The organism is Actinomadura rupiterrae (assembly GCF_024172125.1).
Taxonomy (GTDB): Bacteria; Actinomycetota; Actinomycetes; order Streptosporangiales; family Streptosporangiaceae; genus Spirillospora; species Spirillospora rupiterrae.
In genome coordinates, this window is sequence record NZ_JAMZEA010000003.1 from 311,793 (window position 1) to 326,206 (window position 14,414).

Consider the following 14,414-nt stretch of genomic DNA (forward strand, 5'->3'; position numbering starts at 1 on the left):
GCACGGTGACACGGTGTGCGCGGAAACTATGGCATGGCATGATCTGTCCCGCTCTCCCCGGTGGAAGGATCACGAGTGAGCCTGGTGCTGTTCCGGCGTCCCCCGCGCCTGCCCGGACCGCCTCCCCCCGCCGGCGGCATGGAACTCCAGGAGCCGCCCGCGCTGCCCGAGCAGCAGGCGAACCTGTCGGCGTTCCTGACCTACCTGCCGATGGGCCTGGCGTCCGCCGCGACCGTGCTGATCTTCATCCATCCGGGCGGCGGTGGCGGCACGTTCATGTACCTGGCCGCCGGGCTGATGCTGGTGTCGACGCTGGCCATGCTGGTCGGCCAGCTCGCCCGCGGCGCGGGCGACCGCAAGCGGCGGCTCGCCGGGGAGCGCCGCGACTACCTGCGCTACCTGGCCCAGATGCGGCGCCGGGTGCGGTCCGCGATCGCGGCGCAGCGCGCCGCGCGGCAGTGGCGGCACCCCGACCCGGACGCGCTGTGGACGCTCGTCGGCGGCCCGCGCCTGTGGGAGCGGCGGCCCGAGGACGAGGACTTCGGCGAGATCCGGATCGCGACCGGCGAGCAACCGCTGGACGTGGACCTGGAACCGCCGTCCACCAAGCCCGTCGAGGATCTCGAACCGCTGTGCGCGCACGCGCTGCGCAGCTTCCTGCGGGCCTACTCGCACGTCCCGGACCAGCCGGTCGCGGCCTACCTGCCGGGCTACCCGGTGGTGCGGCTGACCGGCGACCGCGAGGTGGCGGCGGACCTGGCGCGCGCGATGGTCGCGCAGCTCGCCGTCCTGCACGCGCCCGACGACCTGCGGCTGGTGTTCTGCGTGTCGGACGCGCGGCGCGGCGCGTGGGAGTGGGCGAAGTGGCTGCCGCACGCGCTGCATCCGACCGAGCAGGACGCGGCGGGGCCGGTCCGGCTGTTCACCGACGCGGCCGCCGAGCTGGAGAGCCTGATCGGCGGCGAGTTCCCGGAACGTCCGCCGTTCGACCCCGACGCTTCGCCCGACCGTGACGAGCCGTACACCGTGGTGGTGCTGGATGGCGGGAACGTTCCACCAGGTGGGCGGCTCGGCGCGGCCGGCTACCGCAACACGACCGTGCTGGACGTCGGCGGCACCCTCGAACCGCGCGGCGAGTGGGACGCGCTGCACCTGGACGTGGACGCCGACGAGGTCCGCGTCCTCGGCGAGCAGGACGCGGACGCGGGCGTCGGCGTCGATGTCGGCGCGGGCGCGGACGGCGCGGGCGGCGCGGACGCGGACGGCTCGGAGGCGGCCGGTGTCCTCGGCCGTCCGGACCGGCTCGGTCCGGCCGCCGCGCGGGCCCTGGCCGTCCGGCTGGCGCCGTACCGGATCAACCTGAACGCCGAGGTGTCCGACCCGCTGACCACCGACTTCGACCTGACGTCGCTGCTCGGCGTCGGCGACCTGGCCGTCCACGACATCGGCGCGCTGTGGGCCGGGCGCGGGCCGGCCGAGCGGCTGCGCGTCCCGATCGGGTACGGCGCGGACGGCCGCCCGGTCGAGCTGGACATCAAGGAGTCGGCGCTCGGCGGCAGCGGCCCGCACGGCATGCTCATCGGCGCGACCGGCTCGGGCAAGAGCGAGCTGCTGCGCACGCTGGTGCTGACGCTCGCGCTGACCCACTCGTCCGAGACGCTGAACCTGGTCCTGGTCGACTTCAAGGGTGGCGCGACGTTCCTCGGGCTCGACACGCTCCCGCACACCTCGGCGGTCATCACCAACCTCGCTGACGAGACCGCGCTGGTCGCGCGCATGCAGGACGCGCTGCACGGCGAGCTGATCCGGCGCCAGGAGCTGCTGCGCGCGGCGGGCAACTACGTCAACATCCACGAGTACGAGGCGGCGCGCGCCGCCGGGACCGCGCTGCGCCCGCTGCCGACGCTGTTCGTCGTGGTGGACGAGTTCAGCGAGCTGCTCGCCGCGCACCGCGAGTTCATGGACCTGTTCGTGATGATCGGACGGCTCGGGCGGTCGCTCGGCGTGCACCTGCTGCTCGCCTCGCAGCGCCTCGACGAGGGCCGCATGCACCAGCTTGAAACCCACCTGTCGTACCGGATCGGGCTGCGGACGTTCTCGGCGATGGAGAGCCGCGGCGTGCTCGGCGTCCCGGACGCCTACCAGCTGCCGCCGGCGCCCGGCAACGGCTACCTGCGCGGCGACACCGCGACACTGACCAGGTTCAAGGCCGCCTACGTGTCGGGTCCGTACCGTCCGCGGCGGCGGGCGGGCGCGATGGCGGCCGGGGCGGGCGAGGTCACCGCGTACGGCACCCGCTACCTCGCGCCGCGCACGCCGCTGCCGGCCGTCCCGGAGCCGGAGCGGGACGAGTCCGCGCCGTCGCTGCTGGAGCTGGCGGTCGACCGGCTCCGGGACGCCGGGCCGCCCGCGCACCGGGTGTGGCTGCCGCCGCTCGCCGAGCCGCCGACGCTGGACCTGCTGCTGCCGTCGTCGGTCGTTAACGGGCGGGGCCTGTCCGCGACCGGGCAGCCGCCGCTGACGGTTCCGGTCGGGATCGTGGACCGCCCGTTCGACCAGCGCCGCGACGCGCTCGTCGCGGACCTGTCCGGCGCGGGCGGGCACGCCGGCGTGGCGGGCGGCCCGCGCAGCGGCAAGAGCACGATGCTGCGGACGCTGGTCACGGGGCTGGCGCTCGTCCACACGCCGGTCGAGGCGCAGTTCTACTGCCTGGACTTCGGCGGCGGCGGGCTGTCCGCGCTCGCCGGGCTGCCGCACGTCGGCGGCGTCGCCGGACGGCTCGACGCCGAGCGCGTCGCCCGGACGGTCGGCGAGGTCACCGGCGTGCTCGCCCGGCGCGAGCGGCTCTTCGCCGCGCGCGGCGTGGACTCGATGGCCGACTTTCGCCGCCGCCGCGCCGCCGGGGAGTTCCCAGACGAGCCGCACGGCGACGTGTTCCTGGTCGTGGACGGCTGGTCCACCTTCCGGCAGGACTTCCAGGACCTGTCGATGTCGGTGGCGCAGCTCGCGCAGCGGGCGCTCGGCTACGGCGTGCACCTGGTCGTCGCCTCGCCGCGCTGGAACGAGATCACCCCGGCGCTGCGCGACCAGATCGGCACCCGGATCGAGCTGCGGCTCGGCGACCCGATGGACTCGCTGATCGAGATGCGCAAGGCCCGCGAGGTGCCGCGCGTCCCCGGCCGCGGCCTCACCGAGGACGGCCTGCACTTCCTCGGCGCGCTGCCGCGCGTGGACGGCTCGGGCGACGCGTCCGACGTGGCCGCCGGGCTCGCCGCGCTGGTCGCCGCCATCGCGGACGCGTGGGACGGGCCGTCCGCGCCGCGCGTGCGGATGCTGCCGGACGAGCTGCCCGTCGCCGCCCTGCCCGAGCCCGAAGGCGCGCTGCGCGTGCCGCTCGGCGTGGAGGAACGCGAGCTCGAACCGTTCTGGCACGACTTCTCCGCCACCCCGCACCTGATGGTCGTCGGCGACGCGGAGAGCGGCAAGACGAACCTGATGCGCCTCGTCGCGCGCGCGATCACCTCGCGCTACTCGCCCGCCGAGGCGCGCGTGATGACGATGGACTTCCGCCGCGAGCTGTACGAGGCGGTGCCGGAGGAGTACCGGCTCGGCTACGCCGTCTCGGCGGACGTCGCGCGGCAGATGGCCCGCGCCGCCGCCGACGCCATCGGCAAGCGGATGCCCGGCCCGGAGATCACCCCCGACCGGCTGCGCAGCCGCGACTGGTGGGAGGGCCCCGAGCTGTTCCTGCTGGTGGACGACTACGACCTGATGACCTCGCCGATGGGCGGCAGCCCGTTCGAGCCGCTGCTCGACATGCTCGCGCAGGGCGCGGAGGTCGGGCTGCACGTCATCGTCGCGCGCGCCGCCAACGGCGTCGGCCGCGCGATGAACGAGCCGCTGCTGCGCCGCCTGACCGAGCTGAACACCCCGGCCGTCCTGCTGTCATGCCCGACCGCCGAGGGCGTCCTGTTCGGCAACGTGAAGCCGCGCCAGTTCCCGCCCGGCCGCGGCCTCTGGCTGTCGCGCCGCACGCAGACCCAGGTCCAGACCGCCCTCCTCGACTGACCCGGGGCGTGGGGGGAGCCGGTCAGGCGGGTGGGCGCGCGGCGTCAGGCGGGTGGGCGCCAGGAGCGGCGGTTGCCGCGCGGGACGACGACGGCGCCGACTCCGACGGCCACCACGAGGCCGCCGAACACGGCCGCTACGGCCAGCGCGTCCCGGACGGCCCCGCCGTCGCCGCGGGCCTTGCCGGGTCCGTAGGTCGGAAGCGGCGGCGCGACGACCACCTGCCCGGACGACCCGGACCCCACGGTCGTCAGCGCCGCATACAGGTCGAGCCCGCCCGCGCCGCCCACGGCGTTCCTGTAGGCGGTGGCCCGGAGCCGTGCAGCCGCCTGAACAGCGGTGAGTTTCGGCTCGTGCGCGCGCAATAGCGCCGCCGCGCCCGCGACGAAGGCCGCTGAGAGCGACGAGCCCGTCCCGGCGAAGTTGCCGGAACCGCGCGGTCCGATGCCCACGACCGAGACGCCGGGGGCGAGCAGATCGGTCCTGGCTTCGGCGGGTTCGGCGACGCGTCCGTCCGGTCCGAGCGCGCCGACGCACAGCGCGCCCGGCACGTTCGGGACGCAGCTGACCGGGCCGTGCTCGGCGTCGGCGGGCGTGACGGCCGAGACCACGAGCACGTCGGCCTCGGCGGCGGCCTTGACCGCACGGTCGAGATCGCCGCCGCGTCCCTGCGCGAGCGTCACCGCGATGACCTTCGCGCCGCGTCCCACGGCGGTGGTCACCGCTGCCGCGATGCGTTTCGGCGAGCTTTCGCCGGTGTTGTCGGTGGCCGGCACATCGATGATCCGGGCGTCCGGCGCGACTCCGGCGAACGGGCCGCCGCTCCCCCGCCGGGCCGCGATGAGCCCGGCAACGAACGTCCCGTGCCCGACGCAGTCCTTGCCGGCGCCTTCGACGCGTCCGCCCAGCCACGAGGACCCGGCGTCCACGCCGGTGTCGACGACCGCGACCGGAACGTCCCCGCGCGTCAGGGGCCAGGCCCGCTGCGGCGCGAGGACGACCTGCTGCCACGGCGTCTGCGACACCACGACCGCCGAGCCCTGGACGCACCCGCTGCGCTCGGGCAGCTTCTCCGGGATCCCGGGGAGCGCGCCGGGCGCGGGCGCGCCTGCGAGAGCCGCACCGGGCGCCAGGACGCCTGCCAGCGTGACCGCCGCGCCCGCGGTCGCCACCGCGCTGAGCCAACTTCGCACCCCCGCATCGTAGGGCCGCCGTCCACCCCAAGATCCACCAAGCCGGGCAAAACGCGGAGCGTCCCACCGGTGAAGGCGGGACGCTCCGGGCGGGTCGGCCGGGTCACGCGTCCCGGGGCGCGCGCACTACCGGACTCAGTACCAGCTGGACGCCTGCCAATGCCCCCAGGCCGTGCAGGGGCTTCCGTAACGGCCGCGGATGTAGCGGAGGCCCCACTTGATCTGTGTACGCGGGTCGGACTGCCAGCTCGGGCCCGCCGCCGACATCTTCGAGCCGGGGAGCGCCTGCGGGATGCCGTGGGCGCCGGACGGGCTGTGCGCGTGCTCGTTCCAGTGGCTCTCGCGCGTCCAGAGCTGTTCGAGGCAGCGGAACTGCCGGTCGGAGCCCCAGCCGAGCCGGGCCATGAGGGCCCGCGCGAGCGACTGGTTGCGCTCGGCGCGGTCGGTCGTGGAGAGGGTGCTGGCCTCCGCGGTGGAGGTGGTGCTCTTCACCGGGTCGGCGAGCAGCGGCGCGGCGACGAGGGCCGCGGCGGTGCCGACGGCGGCCAGGCGGGCGGTGGCGCGGATGCGGCGCGACCGCCCTCGGACGTTGTCGGTGCTTCGGTGAGTGGACACGGGTCGTAGCGTGCTCCGGGCCCGGGCCGGGACGCGGGGAGATTCCGGAGCACCGCACCGGGCTTTTGCCGACCCATGGACGAGCGCTTCCCGAGCGGGCGGACAAAAGGGGACGGACCGAAGTCCGTCCCCTCGCGTCCGCAGCAGGACATCTCGCCCACGTAGGGCGTAGCGCTACAGATCAGACGTCACAAACGCTCATCGACGGACATGCCGTCCGATCGGGGCGTAGTGGTTAGTACCACCCGCGCGCGTTGGAGTGGCCGAGCGCGCGGCAGGGGGTGCCGTAGCGGCCCTTGATGTAGCGCAGACCCCACTTGATCTGGGTCTGCGGGTTCGTCCGCCAGTCCTTGCCGGCGCTGCGCATCTTGCTTCCGGGGAGCGCCTGCGGGATGCCGTACGCGCCGGACGGGTTCCCGGCCTTCTGATTCCAGTGGCTTTCCCGATTCCAGAGCTTCACCAGGCACTTGTACTGCCGGGTGGACCAGCCGCGCTTGGCGACCATGCGCTTCGCGATCGCCTGGTTGCGCTGGGCCCGGGTGAGCTTCTTCGCCGTGGTCTTCGCCGTCACCGCGGTGCGGGTCGGAGCCGCCGCCTGCGCGGGGACGGTCTCGGCGACCACCCCGAAGGCCAGGGACGCGGCGAGCACGAACGTGGCGGAACGCCGGAGGGGCTTGACAGCCAAAGCAGACCTTTCGTCATGCCGGACGGACCGGTCGGTCCGGCGGAGGGCACCTCGGGCGGGCGCGGCCCTGTCCGTGCGGGCGGGGCGACCGGGCGCCGGGGCGTCTGGAGACGCGATGGCCGTGCGGCGAGAACCGTCCCCTGGAGGGAGACGGCCCGCACGTGCTGCCGAGGTGGAGACCGGCCTCAAGAGGGAGGACCGGCCTGGGGGCGCGGACTCGCGCGCCGGGGGACCCCTCCCCTCCGTTGAATGGGGAGGGCGTCCCGCACGCGGACGGCCCGCCTTACGGGCCGTCCGATGTTTGTGGAGTTAGTACCAGCCGGTGGACTGGCTGTGCGCCCAGGCGCCGCAGGGCGTGCCGTAGCGGTCCTTGATGTAGCCGAGGCCCCACTTGATCTGGGTCGAGGCGCTGTTGCGCCAGTCGGAGCCCGCGCTGGCCATCTTCGAACCGGGCAGCGCCTGCGGGATGCCGTAGGCGCCGGACGGGTTGGAGGCGTGGGTGTTCCAGCCGCTCTCCCGGTTCCAGAGCTTCACCAGGCAGCCGAACTGGCCGGAGCCGGAGAAGCCGAAGCTCGGCAGCAGCTGCTTGGCGATCGACTGCGCCTCGCCCGCGGGCACGGGGTCGCCGCTCGGGCCGTTGTCGCCTCCGCCGCCGCCGGACGAGTCGGCGGTCTTGGACGGCGACGGGACCGGCTTGCCCTTGGGCATCAGCTTGGTCGGGTCGGTCTCGCCGCGGGCGGCGCGGGACGCGCGGTCGAGGGCCTGCTTCTTGCGCAGGGCTTCGAGCTGCGCGGTGTCCATCGCCGGCGGCTTGGCCGTGTTCGGGCCGGCCGCGAGGGTGGTCTTGTCCGGGCCCTTCTTGGCCGGGCCGGAGTCCGAACCGGTGAGCGCGAACGCGGCGGCGGCACCGCCGCCGATCACCACGGCGGCGCCCGCCGCGACGGCGGCGATCTTCACTCCGGTGCGCGCGAACGGGCCGCCGGACGAGCCGGACCGGCCGGGGCCGGACTTCGGCGCGGGACGACGGCCGCCGCGGGCGCGGCGCGGAGCGCGCGGGGCCGGGGGCTGGTCGCTGGAGATGACCTCGGTGGCTCCGGGGAAGCCGGACGCGACGGGGGGCAGCTCGCCGGTGTCGCCCGCCCCGCCCTCACCGGGCCGCCGGGCCGAGCCCGCGACCTTCACGTCGTCGTCGTGCGCCTGCGTGGCGTCGGACGCGGCTCCGAACGGCTCAGCGGCGTGGGGGTCCGCTCCGAACGGTCCGGCGGCGTGGGGCTCTGCGCCGAACGCGCCAGGGGCGTCTGCGCCGAACACGCCGGGGGCGTCCGCGCCGAACGCGCCGGGGGCGTCTGCGCCGAACTCGCCAGGGGCGCCGAACGGCTCGGAACCGGTGGGCTGGGCGTGGGGGGCCGCGGCCGACCCGAACTCCGGTGAGGCGGGCGAGCCGTGGCCGTCCTGCCCCAGGGGGTCGGAGTTGTGTCGATCGTCTCGCCAAGAGGAGCCAGAACGGTCTCCGGACAAGGCGGTCCTTCCGACGGTCGTTCCGCACATGGACGCGCGGACGAGACTTCCACCCCTGGGCCGTCGCGGGACCCCGCGCGCGGCGGCGTCCCGGCCCGAAGCGGCCGCGGGACAGGGGCGCGTCAGGGGGCCGCCCGCCGTCCGCACACCGCTCGGGGGTGCTTACGGGGACTCACAATGCCCGACCCGATCGGGTGCTTCGCAACCAAATCGAGATTGATGGTCTTTGTGGGACGGTTGTCAACTCGTCCCCGGAATGGCCCGATGCGCTACGGGACCTGGGATTCCTTATGTTCGCCATATGTTCTGTGACGTTCGTCACAGTTACACGCGGTGATGTTTACTGATCACTTTGCGTGGTGGAAACATGGACGCCCCGATGACCCTCGGGCCATCGGGGCGTCCACGGAACGTCGCTACATGATCACTCTGCGCCTATCCGGCGGCCGTCACACGCCGACGTCTCCCAGCATGTCGGTGACCAGCGCCGCGATCGGCGACCGCTCGGACCGCGTCAGCGTCACGTGCGCGAACAGCGGATGGCCTTTCAACCGTTCCACTACGGCCGCGACACCGTCGTGCCGTCCGACCCGGAGGTTGTCGCGCTGCGCCACGTCGTGCGTCAGGACGACCCGGGAGCCCGCGCCGATCCGCGACAGCACGGTCAGCAGGACGCCCCGCTCCAGCGACTGCGCCTCGTCCACGATCACGAACGCGTCGTGCAGCGACCGGCCGCGGATGTGGGTGAGCGGGAGCACCTCCAGCATCCCCCGGTCGAGCACCTCCTCGATGACCTCGGGCGTGGTCACCGCCGAGAGCGTGTCGTAGACCGCCTGCGCCCACGGCGACATCTTGTCGTTCTCGGTGCCGGGCAGGTAGCCGAGCTCCTGCCCGCCGACCGCGTACAGCGGCCGGAACACCACGACCTTGCGGTGCGCCCGGCGCTCCAGGACGGCCTCCAGCCCCGCGCAGAGCGCGAGCGCCGACTTGCCCGTCCCGGCGCGCCCGCCGAGCGAGACGATGCCGACCGTCTCGTCCATCAGCAGGTCCAGCGCGACCCGCTGCTCGGCGGACCGGCCGCGCAGCCCGAACACCTCGCGGTCGCCGCGCACCAGCCGGACGGACTTGTCCGGCGCGGTCCGGGCGAGCGCCGAGCCGCGCTCCGACAGCAGCCGCAGGCCCGTGTGGCAGGGCAGGTCGCGGGCCTCCTCCAGGTCGGCCCGGCCGCCGTCGTACAGCTCCTCGACGGCCGCCGCGGTGACCTCGATCTCCCGCATCCCGGTCCAGCCGGACTCCACGACCGCCAGCTCCGCGCGGTACTCCTCGGCCGCCAGCCCCACCGCCGACGCCTTCACCCGCATCGGCAGGTCCTTGGAGACCAGCACCACGTCGCGGCCCTCGTGCGCCAGCCAGCTCGCGACCGACAGGATCCTGGTGTCGTTGTCGCCGAGCCGGAACCCGTCCGGCAGCACGCTCGGGTCGGAGTGGTTCAGCTCCACCCGGAGCGTCCCGCCGAGCTCGCCTATGGGCAGCGCCTCGTCCAGCCTGCCGTGTGTGAGACGCAGGTCGTCCAGGGTGCGCAGCGCCTGCCGGGCGAAGTAGCCGAGCTCGGGGTGGTGCCGCTTCCCTTCGAGCTCGGAGATGACGACGATCGGAAGCACGACCTCGTGCTCGGCGAACCGGGTCATCGCCCCCGGGTCGGCGAGCAGGACGCTGGTGTCGAGGACGTACGTGCGCCGGTCCGGAGCGCCGTCACGGCCGCCGGTCGCGCCGGCGGTGTCACGGTCGCCGGACGGCCCGGCGTGGTCGCCGGACTCGGGACGGCGCGGGAGGGTTGTGGCCACTCGATCTCCCTGATCGTGGGGGATGAACTCGTGGCGCGGCGGTCCGCTCCCCTGGCACGCCGAAGCCGCCCATGCGCGGGCATGGACGGGACGAGCCCGGAGCGGTGATCGCGGGGGTGGGGCAGCGACCGTCAGGAACCGTAGCGCCGGTGCCGCGCGGCGTAGGAGCGCAGGGCCCGCAGGTAGTCCACCTTGCGGAAGTCCGGCCAGTGGACCTCGCAGAAGTAGAACTCCGAATGCGCGCTCTGCCACAGCATGAACCCGGACAGACGCTGCTCACCAGAGGTGCGGATGACCAGGTCGGGGTCCGGTTGGCCGCGCGTGTAGAGATGCTCGGCGATGTGCTCGACGTCGAGGATCTCGGCGAGCTCCTCGATGCTGGTTCCCTTACCCGCCTGCTCAACGAGCAGTGAGCGCACCGCATCAGCGATCTCACGCCTACCTCCATACCCAACCGCGACGTTCACAATCAGGCCTGGACGGTCAGATGTCTCTTCTCCGGCCTTCTTGAGCACCAAAGCGGTCTTGTCGGGCAGCAGATCGAGCGCGCCGACCGGTTTGACGTGCCATCCCTCGGCGGCGAGGCCCTCCACGGTGTTCTCGATGATGCGCAGCAGCGGCTCCAGCTCGCCCGCCGGCCGCGACAGGTTGTCGGTGGACAGCAGCCACAGCGTGACCACCTCCACCCCCGCCTCGGTGGACCAGTGCAGCAGGTCGCTGATCTTGTCGGCGCCGCGCTGGTGGCCGCGGTTCACGTCGTCCATGCCCATCGCGCGCGCCCAGCGGCGGTTCCCGTCCAGGATCACGCCGACGTGCCGCGGGACGACCTCGATCGGGATGTACCGCTCGACGCGCCGCGCGTAGAGCCGGTAGACCACGTCGCGGAAGGCGACGTACGGGGCGCTGTGCCGGATCGCGCCGATGACGCCGTCCTCGGCCGGGGCCCGGCGTGGACGGTGCCGCCGGATGGCCCGGCTCCTGCCGGCCCTCCGCTCGTCCGCCATGTGTGGGCACCCCCTCGCGCGACCGTTCCTTGACGGAAACGACGCTCAATTATGGCCCACGGTTCGTCCCAGACGATCTGCCTCGGCGAGCAGATCCGCGAGGAAGTCGGCCAGCTGCCCCGCCGTCAGCACGGACCGGACGCCCCGTCCGCCCGCGCCCCACGCCTCCACGACCGCCCGCCTGGCGAGCCGCCACCGCCCGTCCGGCGACCCGTGCGGGCCGACCCAGGCCGCCGACGTGCGGACGCTGCACCGCAGCTCCCCCGTGCTGGCCAGGTCGCCGCGGTCCCGGTAGCGGAAGGCGAACAGCTCCGGCTCGGCCGCCGCGAACGGCCCGGAGATCCACCGCTCGTGCGCAGGGTCGGGAAACCGGTCGTCCGGATCGGGCCACGCCTCCGCCTGCGGCGACCCGTCCGCCCGCGCCGCCGCGAGCCGCCGCTCGAGATCGCCGAGGAAGTACCCGCAGCGCTCCCCGACGCGTCCGAACAGATCGCCGTCCCGCCGGAGCTCTAGCGTCACCTCGTAGGCGAGCCCCCGCCGGTCCCGCGCCGCCACCGGCACGACCGCGAGCGCCGAGCCGTCAAGGCACCGAAGTCCACCCACATCGCCACCCTAGGCACCCCCCGCCCCAACCCCCCACCCCCCGAAAGCGAAGATCCCGCAAATCCCACCCCACCCACGTTGACCAGCGGATTCGTCAGGGGGTGGGGCCGGCGGCTCGGGCTCGTTCTACGTGTTCCAGGGCGGTGCGGAGTTCGGTGAGCCACTCGTCGGTGTTCTTGCCGACGAGGCGGACGCACCAGGCGAGGGCGTCGCTGCGGCTGCGGGCCACGCCGGCGTCGACCAGGGTGTCCAGGACGCGGCGCTCGGGCTGGCGCAGGCGGGTCATGACGGGGACCGAGAGGGTCGTGAACATCTCCTCGTGCTCGCCGCAGGCGGCGCCCCAGGAGACCTTCTGGCCGAAGCGGTGCTCGGCCTCGCGGGCGATGGCGATGCGCTGGTCGCGGGTGCCCTCGCGGAACTTCTGGACGTGGCCGGCGAGCACCTCGGCGCGCTCGGTGTCCGAGACGCCGGTGGCGGCGGACGGCTCGGGCAGGCGGCCGATGACGCCGATCTCCTCGCGGTCCAGCACGATCTCGGGCGCGGCCTCGAACCAGCCGTCCGGCAGGCGCCCGGCGAACCAGCCGCGCACGGCCTCGGTCGCTTCGCTCGTAGTCATGTAATCAAAATTACACCTGCCCGGGAGGGCGTGCCAGGGCGGGATCTGGATTGACAGTCGCCATCTTTTGAGAGTTACTTTCATTTCATAGGGACACTCAAAGGAGGGTTGCTGTCATGGTGATGTCCGCGAAGGCGCGGCGCTGGTCGGGGCTGGGCGCGCTCGCGCTCGCCCTGCTCGCGCTGGGGTTCGACATGACGATCCTGAACGTGGCGCTGCCGACGCTCTCGGTGGAGCTGCACGCCGGGACCAGCCAGCTGCAGTGGATCGTGGACGCCTACATCCTGGTGTTCGCAGCGCTGCTGCTCCCCGCGGGGCTGCTCGGCGACCGGTTCGGGCGCAAGCGGCTGCTGCTCACCGGGCTGGCCCTGTTCGGCGCGGCGTCGCTCGGCGGCAGTCTGGTGGACGGCGCGGACGGCCTGATCGTCGCGCGCATGTTCATGGGCATCGGCGCCGGGATGGTGATGCCGCTGTCGATGTCGATGCTGCCCGCGATCTTCCCGCCGGAGGAGCGCACCCGCGCGGTCGCGGTCTGGTCCGGCGCGATGGCGCTCGGCCTGCCGCTCGGGCCGCTGCTCGGCGGCATCCTGCTGGAGCACTTCTGGTGGGGCTCGATCTTCCTGATCAACGTCCCGGTCGTGGTGGTCGGCGGGATCGCGGTCGCGCTGCTGCTGCCGGAGTCGCGCGACCCGTCGGTGCCCCGGCTGGACCTGCCCGGCGCCGCGCTGTCGGCCGGCGGGCTCGCGCTGCTCGTCTACGGCGTCATCCAGGCCCCCGAGAACGGCTGGACGTCCCCGGCCGTCGTCGCCGCGATCACCGGCGGGGTCGTGCTGCTCGCCGCGCTGGTCGTCCGCGAGTCGCGGATCGCGCAGCCGCTGATGGACCTGCGCCTGTTCCGCTCCCCCGCGTTCCTCTGGGGGACGCTCGCGGGCGCGGTCGGGACGGTCGTGATGTCCGGGGCGCTGTTCGTCCTGCCGCAGTACCTCCAGGCGGTGCGCGGCGCGGACGCGTTCGGCACCGGGCTGAGGATGATCCCGATGATGGCCGGGCTGCTGGTCGCCGGGATCGCCGTCGACCGGCTCGCGCCGCGCGTCGGGCACAAGCCGATCATCGTGGCGGGGCTGCTGCTGGTCGTCCCGGGCCTGCTGCTCGGCGCGCTGAGCCGCTCCGGGTCGTCCTACGCGTTCGTCGCGACGTGGCTGGCGATCACCGGGCTCGGCACCGGGTTCGCGCTCGTCCCGGCGATGGACATGGCGCTCGCGGGCCTTCCGGACGACCAGGCCGGGCGCGGCTCGGGCCTGGTGCAGACGATCCGGCAGACCAGCGGCGCGCTCGCGGTGGCCGCGCTCGGCAGCGTCTCGTCGGCGGTGTACAGGCACCGCCTCGGCTCGGACGTCCCGCACGCGGCCCGCGAGTCGATCGGCGTGGCGGCGGCGATGGCCCGGAAGACCGGCGACGCGGCGCTGCTGCACTCCGCGCGGGACGCCTACACGGCCGGGATGGACGCCGTCCTCGCGGTGTCCGCCGCGGGGTCGCTGCTGATGGCGTTCCTGGTGTGGCGGCTGCTGCCCCGTCCCGCCCGTCCGGACGTCGATGCACCAGAATCGGACCATGAGCACATCGCCTCCTGACCAGCGGGCCGCCCGCGCCGACGACCCGCTCGACCGGCTGCCGCTCCGGGAGCGCAAGAAGCTGAAGACGCGGCGGGCGATCCAGCACCACGCCCTCCGCCTCTTCGAGCGCCAGGGCTACGACGGCACGACCGTCGAGCAGATCGCGGCCGCCGCGGAGATCTCGCCCAGCACGTTCTTCCGCTACTTCCCCACCAAGGAGGACGTGGTCGTGTCGGACGAGTACGACCCGGTCATGGCGGCCGACCTGCGGCGGCAGCCGCCGGAGCTGCACCCGGTGGAGGCGATCCGCCGCGTCCTGCGGGACCTGCTGCCCGAGATGCTGGACGGCGGCGACGGCGACACCGTGCTCACCCGGATGCGGCTCACCGCGACCGTCCCGTCCGTCCGGTCGCGGACGTTCGAGGCGATGCGCTCCGGCACGCAGGCGATGCTCCGGGACGTCATCGCCGAGCGCGCCGGGCGCGCCCCGGACGACCTGGAGGCCGACGCGCTCGCCTGGGCGGTCGTCGGCGTCCTCATGTCGGCGATGTACGCGTGGCTGGACGGCCGCGTCGGCATGGAGGACATGCCCGAGCTCATCGACCACAACCTCGCGTTCCTCGCCGCAGGCTGCCCCATCTAGGGGCAGCGCGGC

11 protein-coding genes are annotated in these 14,414 nt (G+C 73.9%); 3 read left to right on the forward strand and 8 right to left on the reverse strand.

Annotated features, from left to right (window positions below; genetic code table 11):
• The first annotated feature begins 75 nt into the window (after positions 1 to 75).
• Positions 76 to 4,068: a type VII secretion protein EccCa gene (gene eccCa, locus FHU30_RS10255; protein ID WP_253874432.1), complete on the forward strand. Its 3,993-nt coding sequence runs from the start codon at positions 76 to 78 to the stop codon at positions 4,066 to 4,068.
• A 44-nt stretch (positions 4,069 to 4,112) separates the two neighbouring features.
• Here the strand turns inward: eccCa and FHU30_RS10260 are convergent, their stop codons facing one another.
• The 8 genes from FHU30_RS10260 to abmR form a co-directional block, all read right to left on the reverse strand.
• Positions 4,113 to 5,261 (reverse strand): S8 family serine peptidase, encoded by a 1,149-nt coding sequence (locus FHU30_RS10260; protein ID WP_253874434.1) that lies wholly within the window; start codon positions 5,259 to 5,261, stop codon positions 4,113 to 4,115.
• Positions 5,262 to 5,396: 135 nt separating this feature from the next.
• On the reverse strand, positions 5,397 to 5,876 hold the full coding sequence (locus FHU30_RS10265) for an aggregation-promoting factor C-terminal-like domain-containing protein (RefSeq protein WP_253874436.1): 480 nt from the start codon (positions 5,874 to 5,876) through the stop codon (positions 5,397 to 5,399).
• Positions 5,877 to 6,111: 235 nt separating this feature from the next.
• Positions 6,112 to 6,561 carry an aggregation-promoting factor C-terminal-like domain-containing protein gene (locus FHU30_RS46975; protein WP_308211254.1) on the reverse strand — a complete coding sequence of 150 codons (450 nt, stop codon included), beginning with the start codon at positions 6,559 to 6,561 and terminating at the stop codon, positions 6,112 to 6,114.
• 309 nt (positions 6,562 to 6,870) lie between these two features.
• Entirely contained in the window at positions 6,871 to 8,079 is a 1,209-nt protein-coding gene (locus FHU30_RS45940; RefSeq protein WP_301322941.1) for an aggregation-promoting factor C-terminal-like domain-containing protein, read from the reverse strand.
• A 449-nt stretch (positions 8,080 to 8,528) separates the two neighbouring features.
• Positions 8,529 to 9,923, reverse strand: a complete 1,395-nt coding sequence (gene phoH2 / locus FHU30_RS10280; RefSeq protein ID WP_308211255.1) for an RNA 5'-3' helicase PhoH2 — start codon at positions 9,921 to 9,923, stop codon at positions 8,529 to 8,531.
• A 131-nt stretch (positions 9,924 to 10,054) separates the two neighbouring features.
• On the reverse strand, positions 10,055 to 10,927 hold the full coding sequence (locus FHU30_RS10285; RefSeq protein ID WP_253874437.1) for an isoprenyl transferase: 873 nt from the start codon (positions 10,925 to 10,927) through the stop codon (positions 10,055 to 10,057).
• A gap of 45 nt (positions 10,928 to 10,972) precedes the next feature.
• The gene (locus FHU30_RS10290; protein WP_253874438.1) at positions 10,973 to 11,530 is read right to left on the reverse strand and encodes a hypothetical protein; all 558 of its coding nucleotides are present in this window, start codon (positions 11,528 to 11,530) and stop codon (positions 10,973 to 10,975) included.
• 94 nt (positions 11,531 to 11,624) lie between these two features.
• Complete coding sequence (abmR, locus tag FHU30_RS10295; protein WP_253874439.1) at positions 11,625 to 12,146, reverse strand: ATP-binding transcription factor AbmR; 522 nt, start codon at positions 12,144 to 12,146, stop codon at positions 11,625 to 11,627.
• A 116-nt stretch (positions 12,147 to 12,262) separates the two neighbouring features.
• Here abmR and FHU30_RS10300 point away from each other — a divergent pair, with 116 nt between their 5' ends.
• Positions 12,263 to 13,777, forward strand: a complete 1,515-nt coding sequence (locus FHU30_RS10300; protein ID WP_253874440.1) for a DHA2 family efflux MFS transporter permease subunit — start codon at positions 12,263 to 12,265, stop codon at positions 13,775 to 13,777.
• Entirely contained in the window at positions 13,758 to 14,402 is a 645-nt protein-coding gene (locus tag FHU30_RS10305) for an acyl-CoA-like ligand-binding transcription factor (RefSeq protein ID WP_253874441.1), read from the forward strand. Before FHU30_RS10300 ends, FHU30_RS10305 begins: the two co-directional genes overlap by 20 nt.
• Positions 14,403 to 14,414: the final 12 nt, after the last annotated feature.

What these genes read in the sequence shown, in the direction of transcription:
- FHU30_RS10305 (WP_253874441.1), top strand. Translation starts at nt 13,758, where the DNA reads ATGAGCACATCGCCTCCTGACCAGCGGGCCGCCCGCGCCGACGACCCG.
- abmR (WP_253874439.1), bottom strand. Translation starts at nt 12,146, where the DNA reads ATGACTACGAGCGAAGCGACCGAGGCCGTGCGCGGCTGGTTCGCCGGG.
- FHU30_RS10285 (WP_253874437.1), bottom strand. Translation starts at nt 10,927, where the DNA reads ATGGCGGACGAGCGGAGGGCCGGCAGGAGCCGGGCCATCCGGCGGCAC.
- FHU30_RS10300 (WP_253874440.1), top strand. Translation starts at nt 12,263, where the DNA reads ATGGTGATGTCCGCGAAGGCGCGGCGCTGGTCGGGGCTGGGCGCGCTC.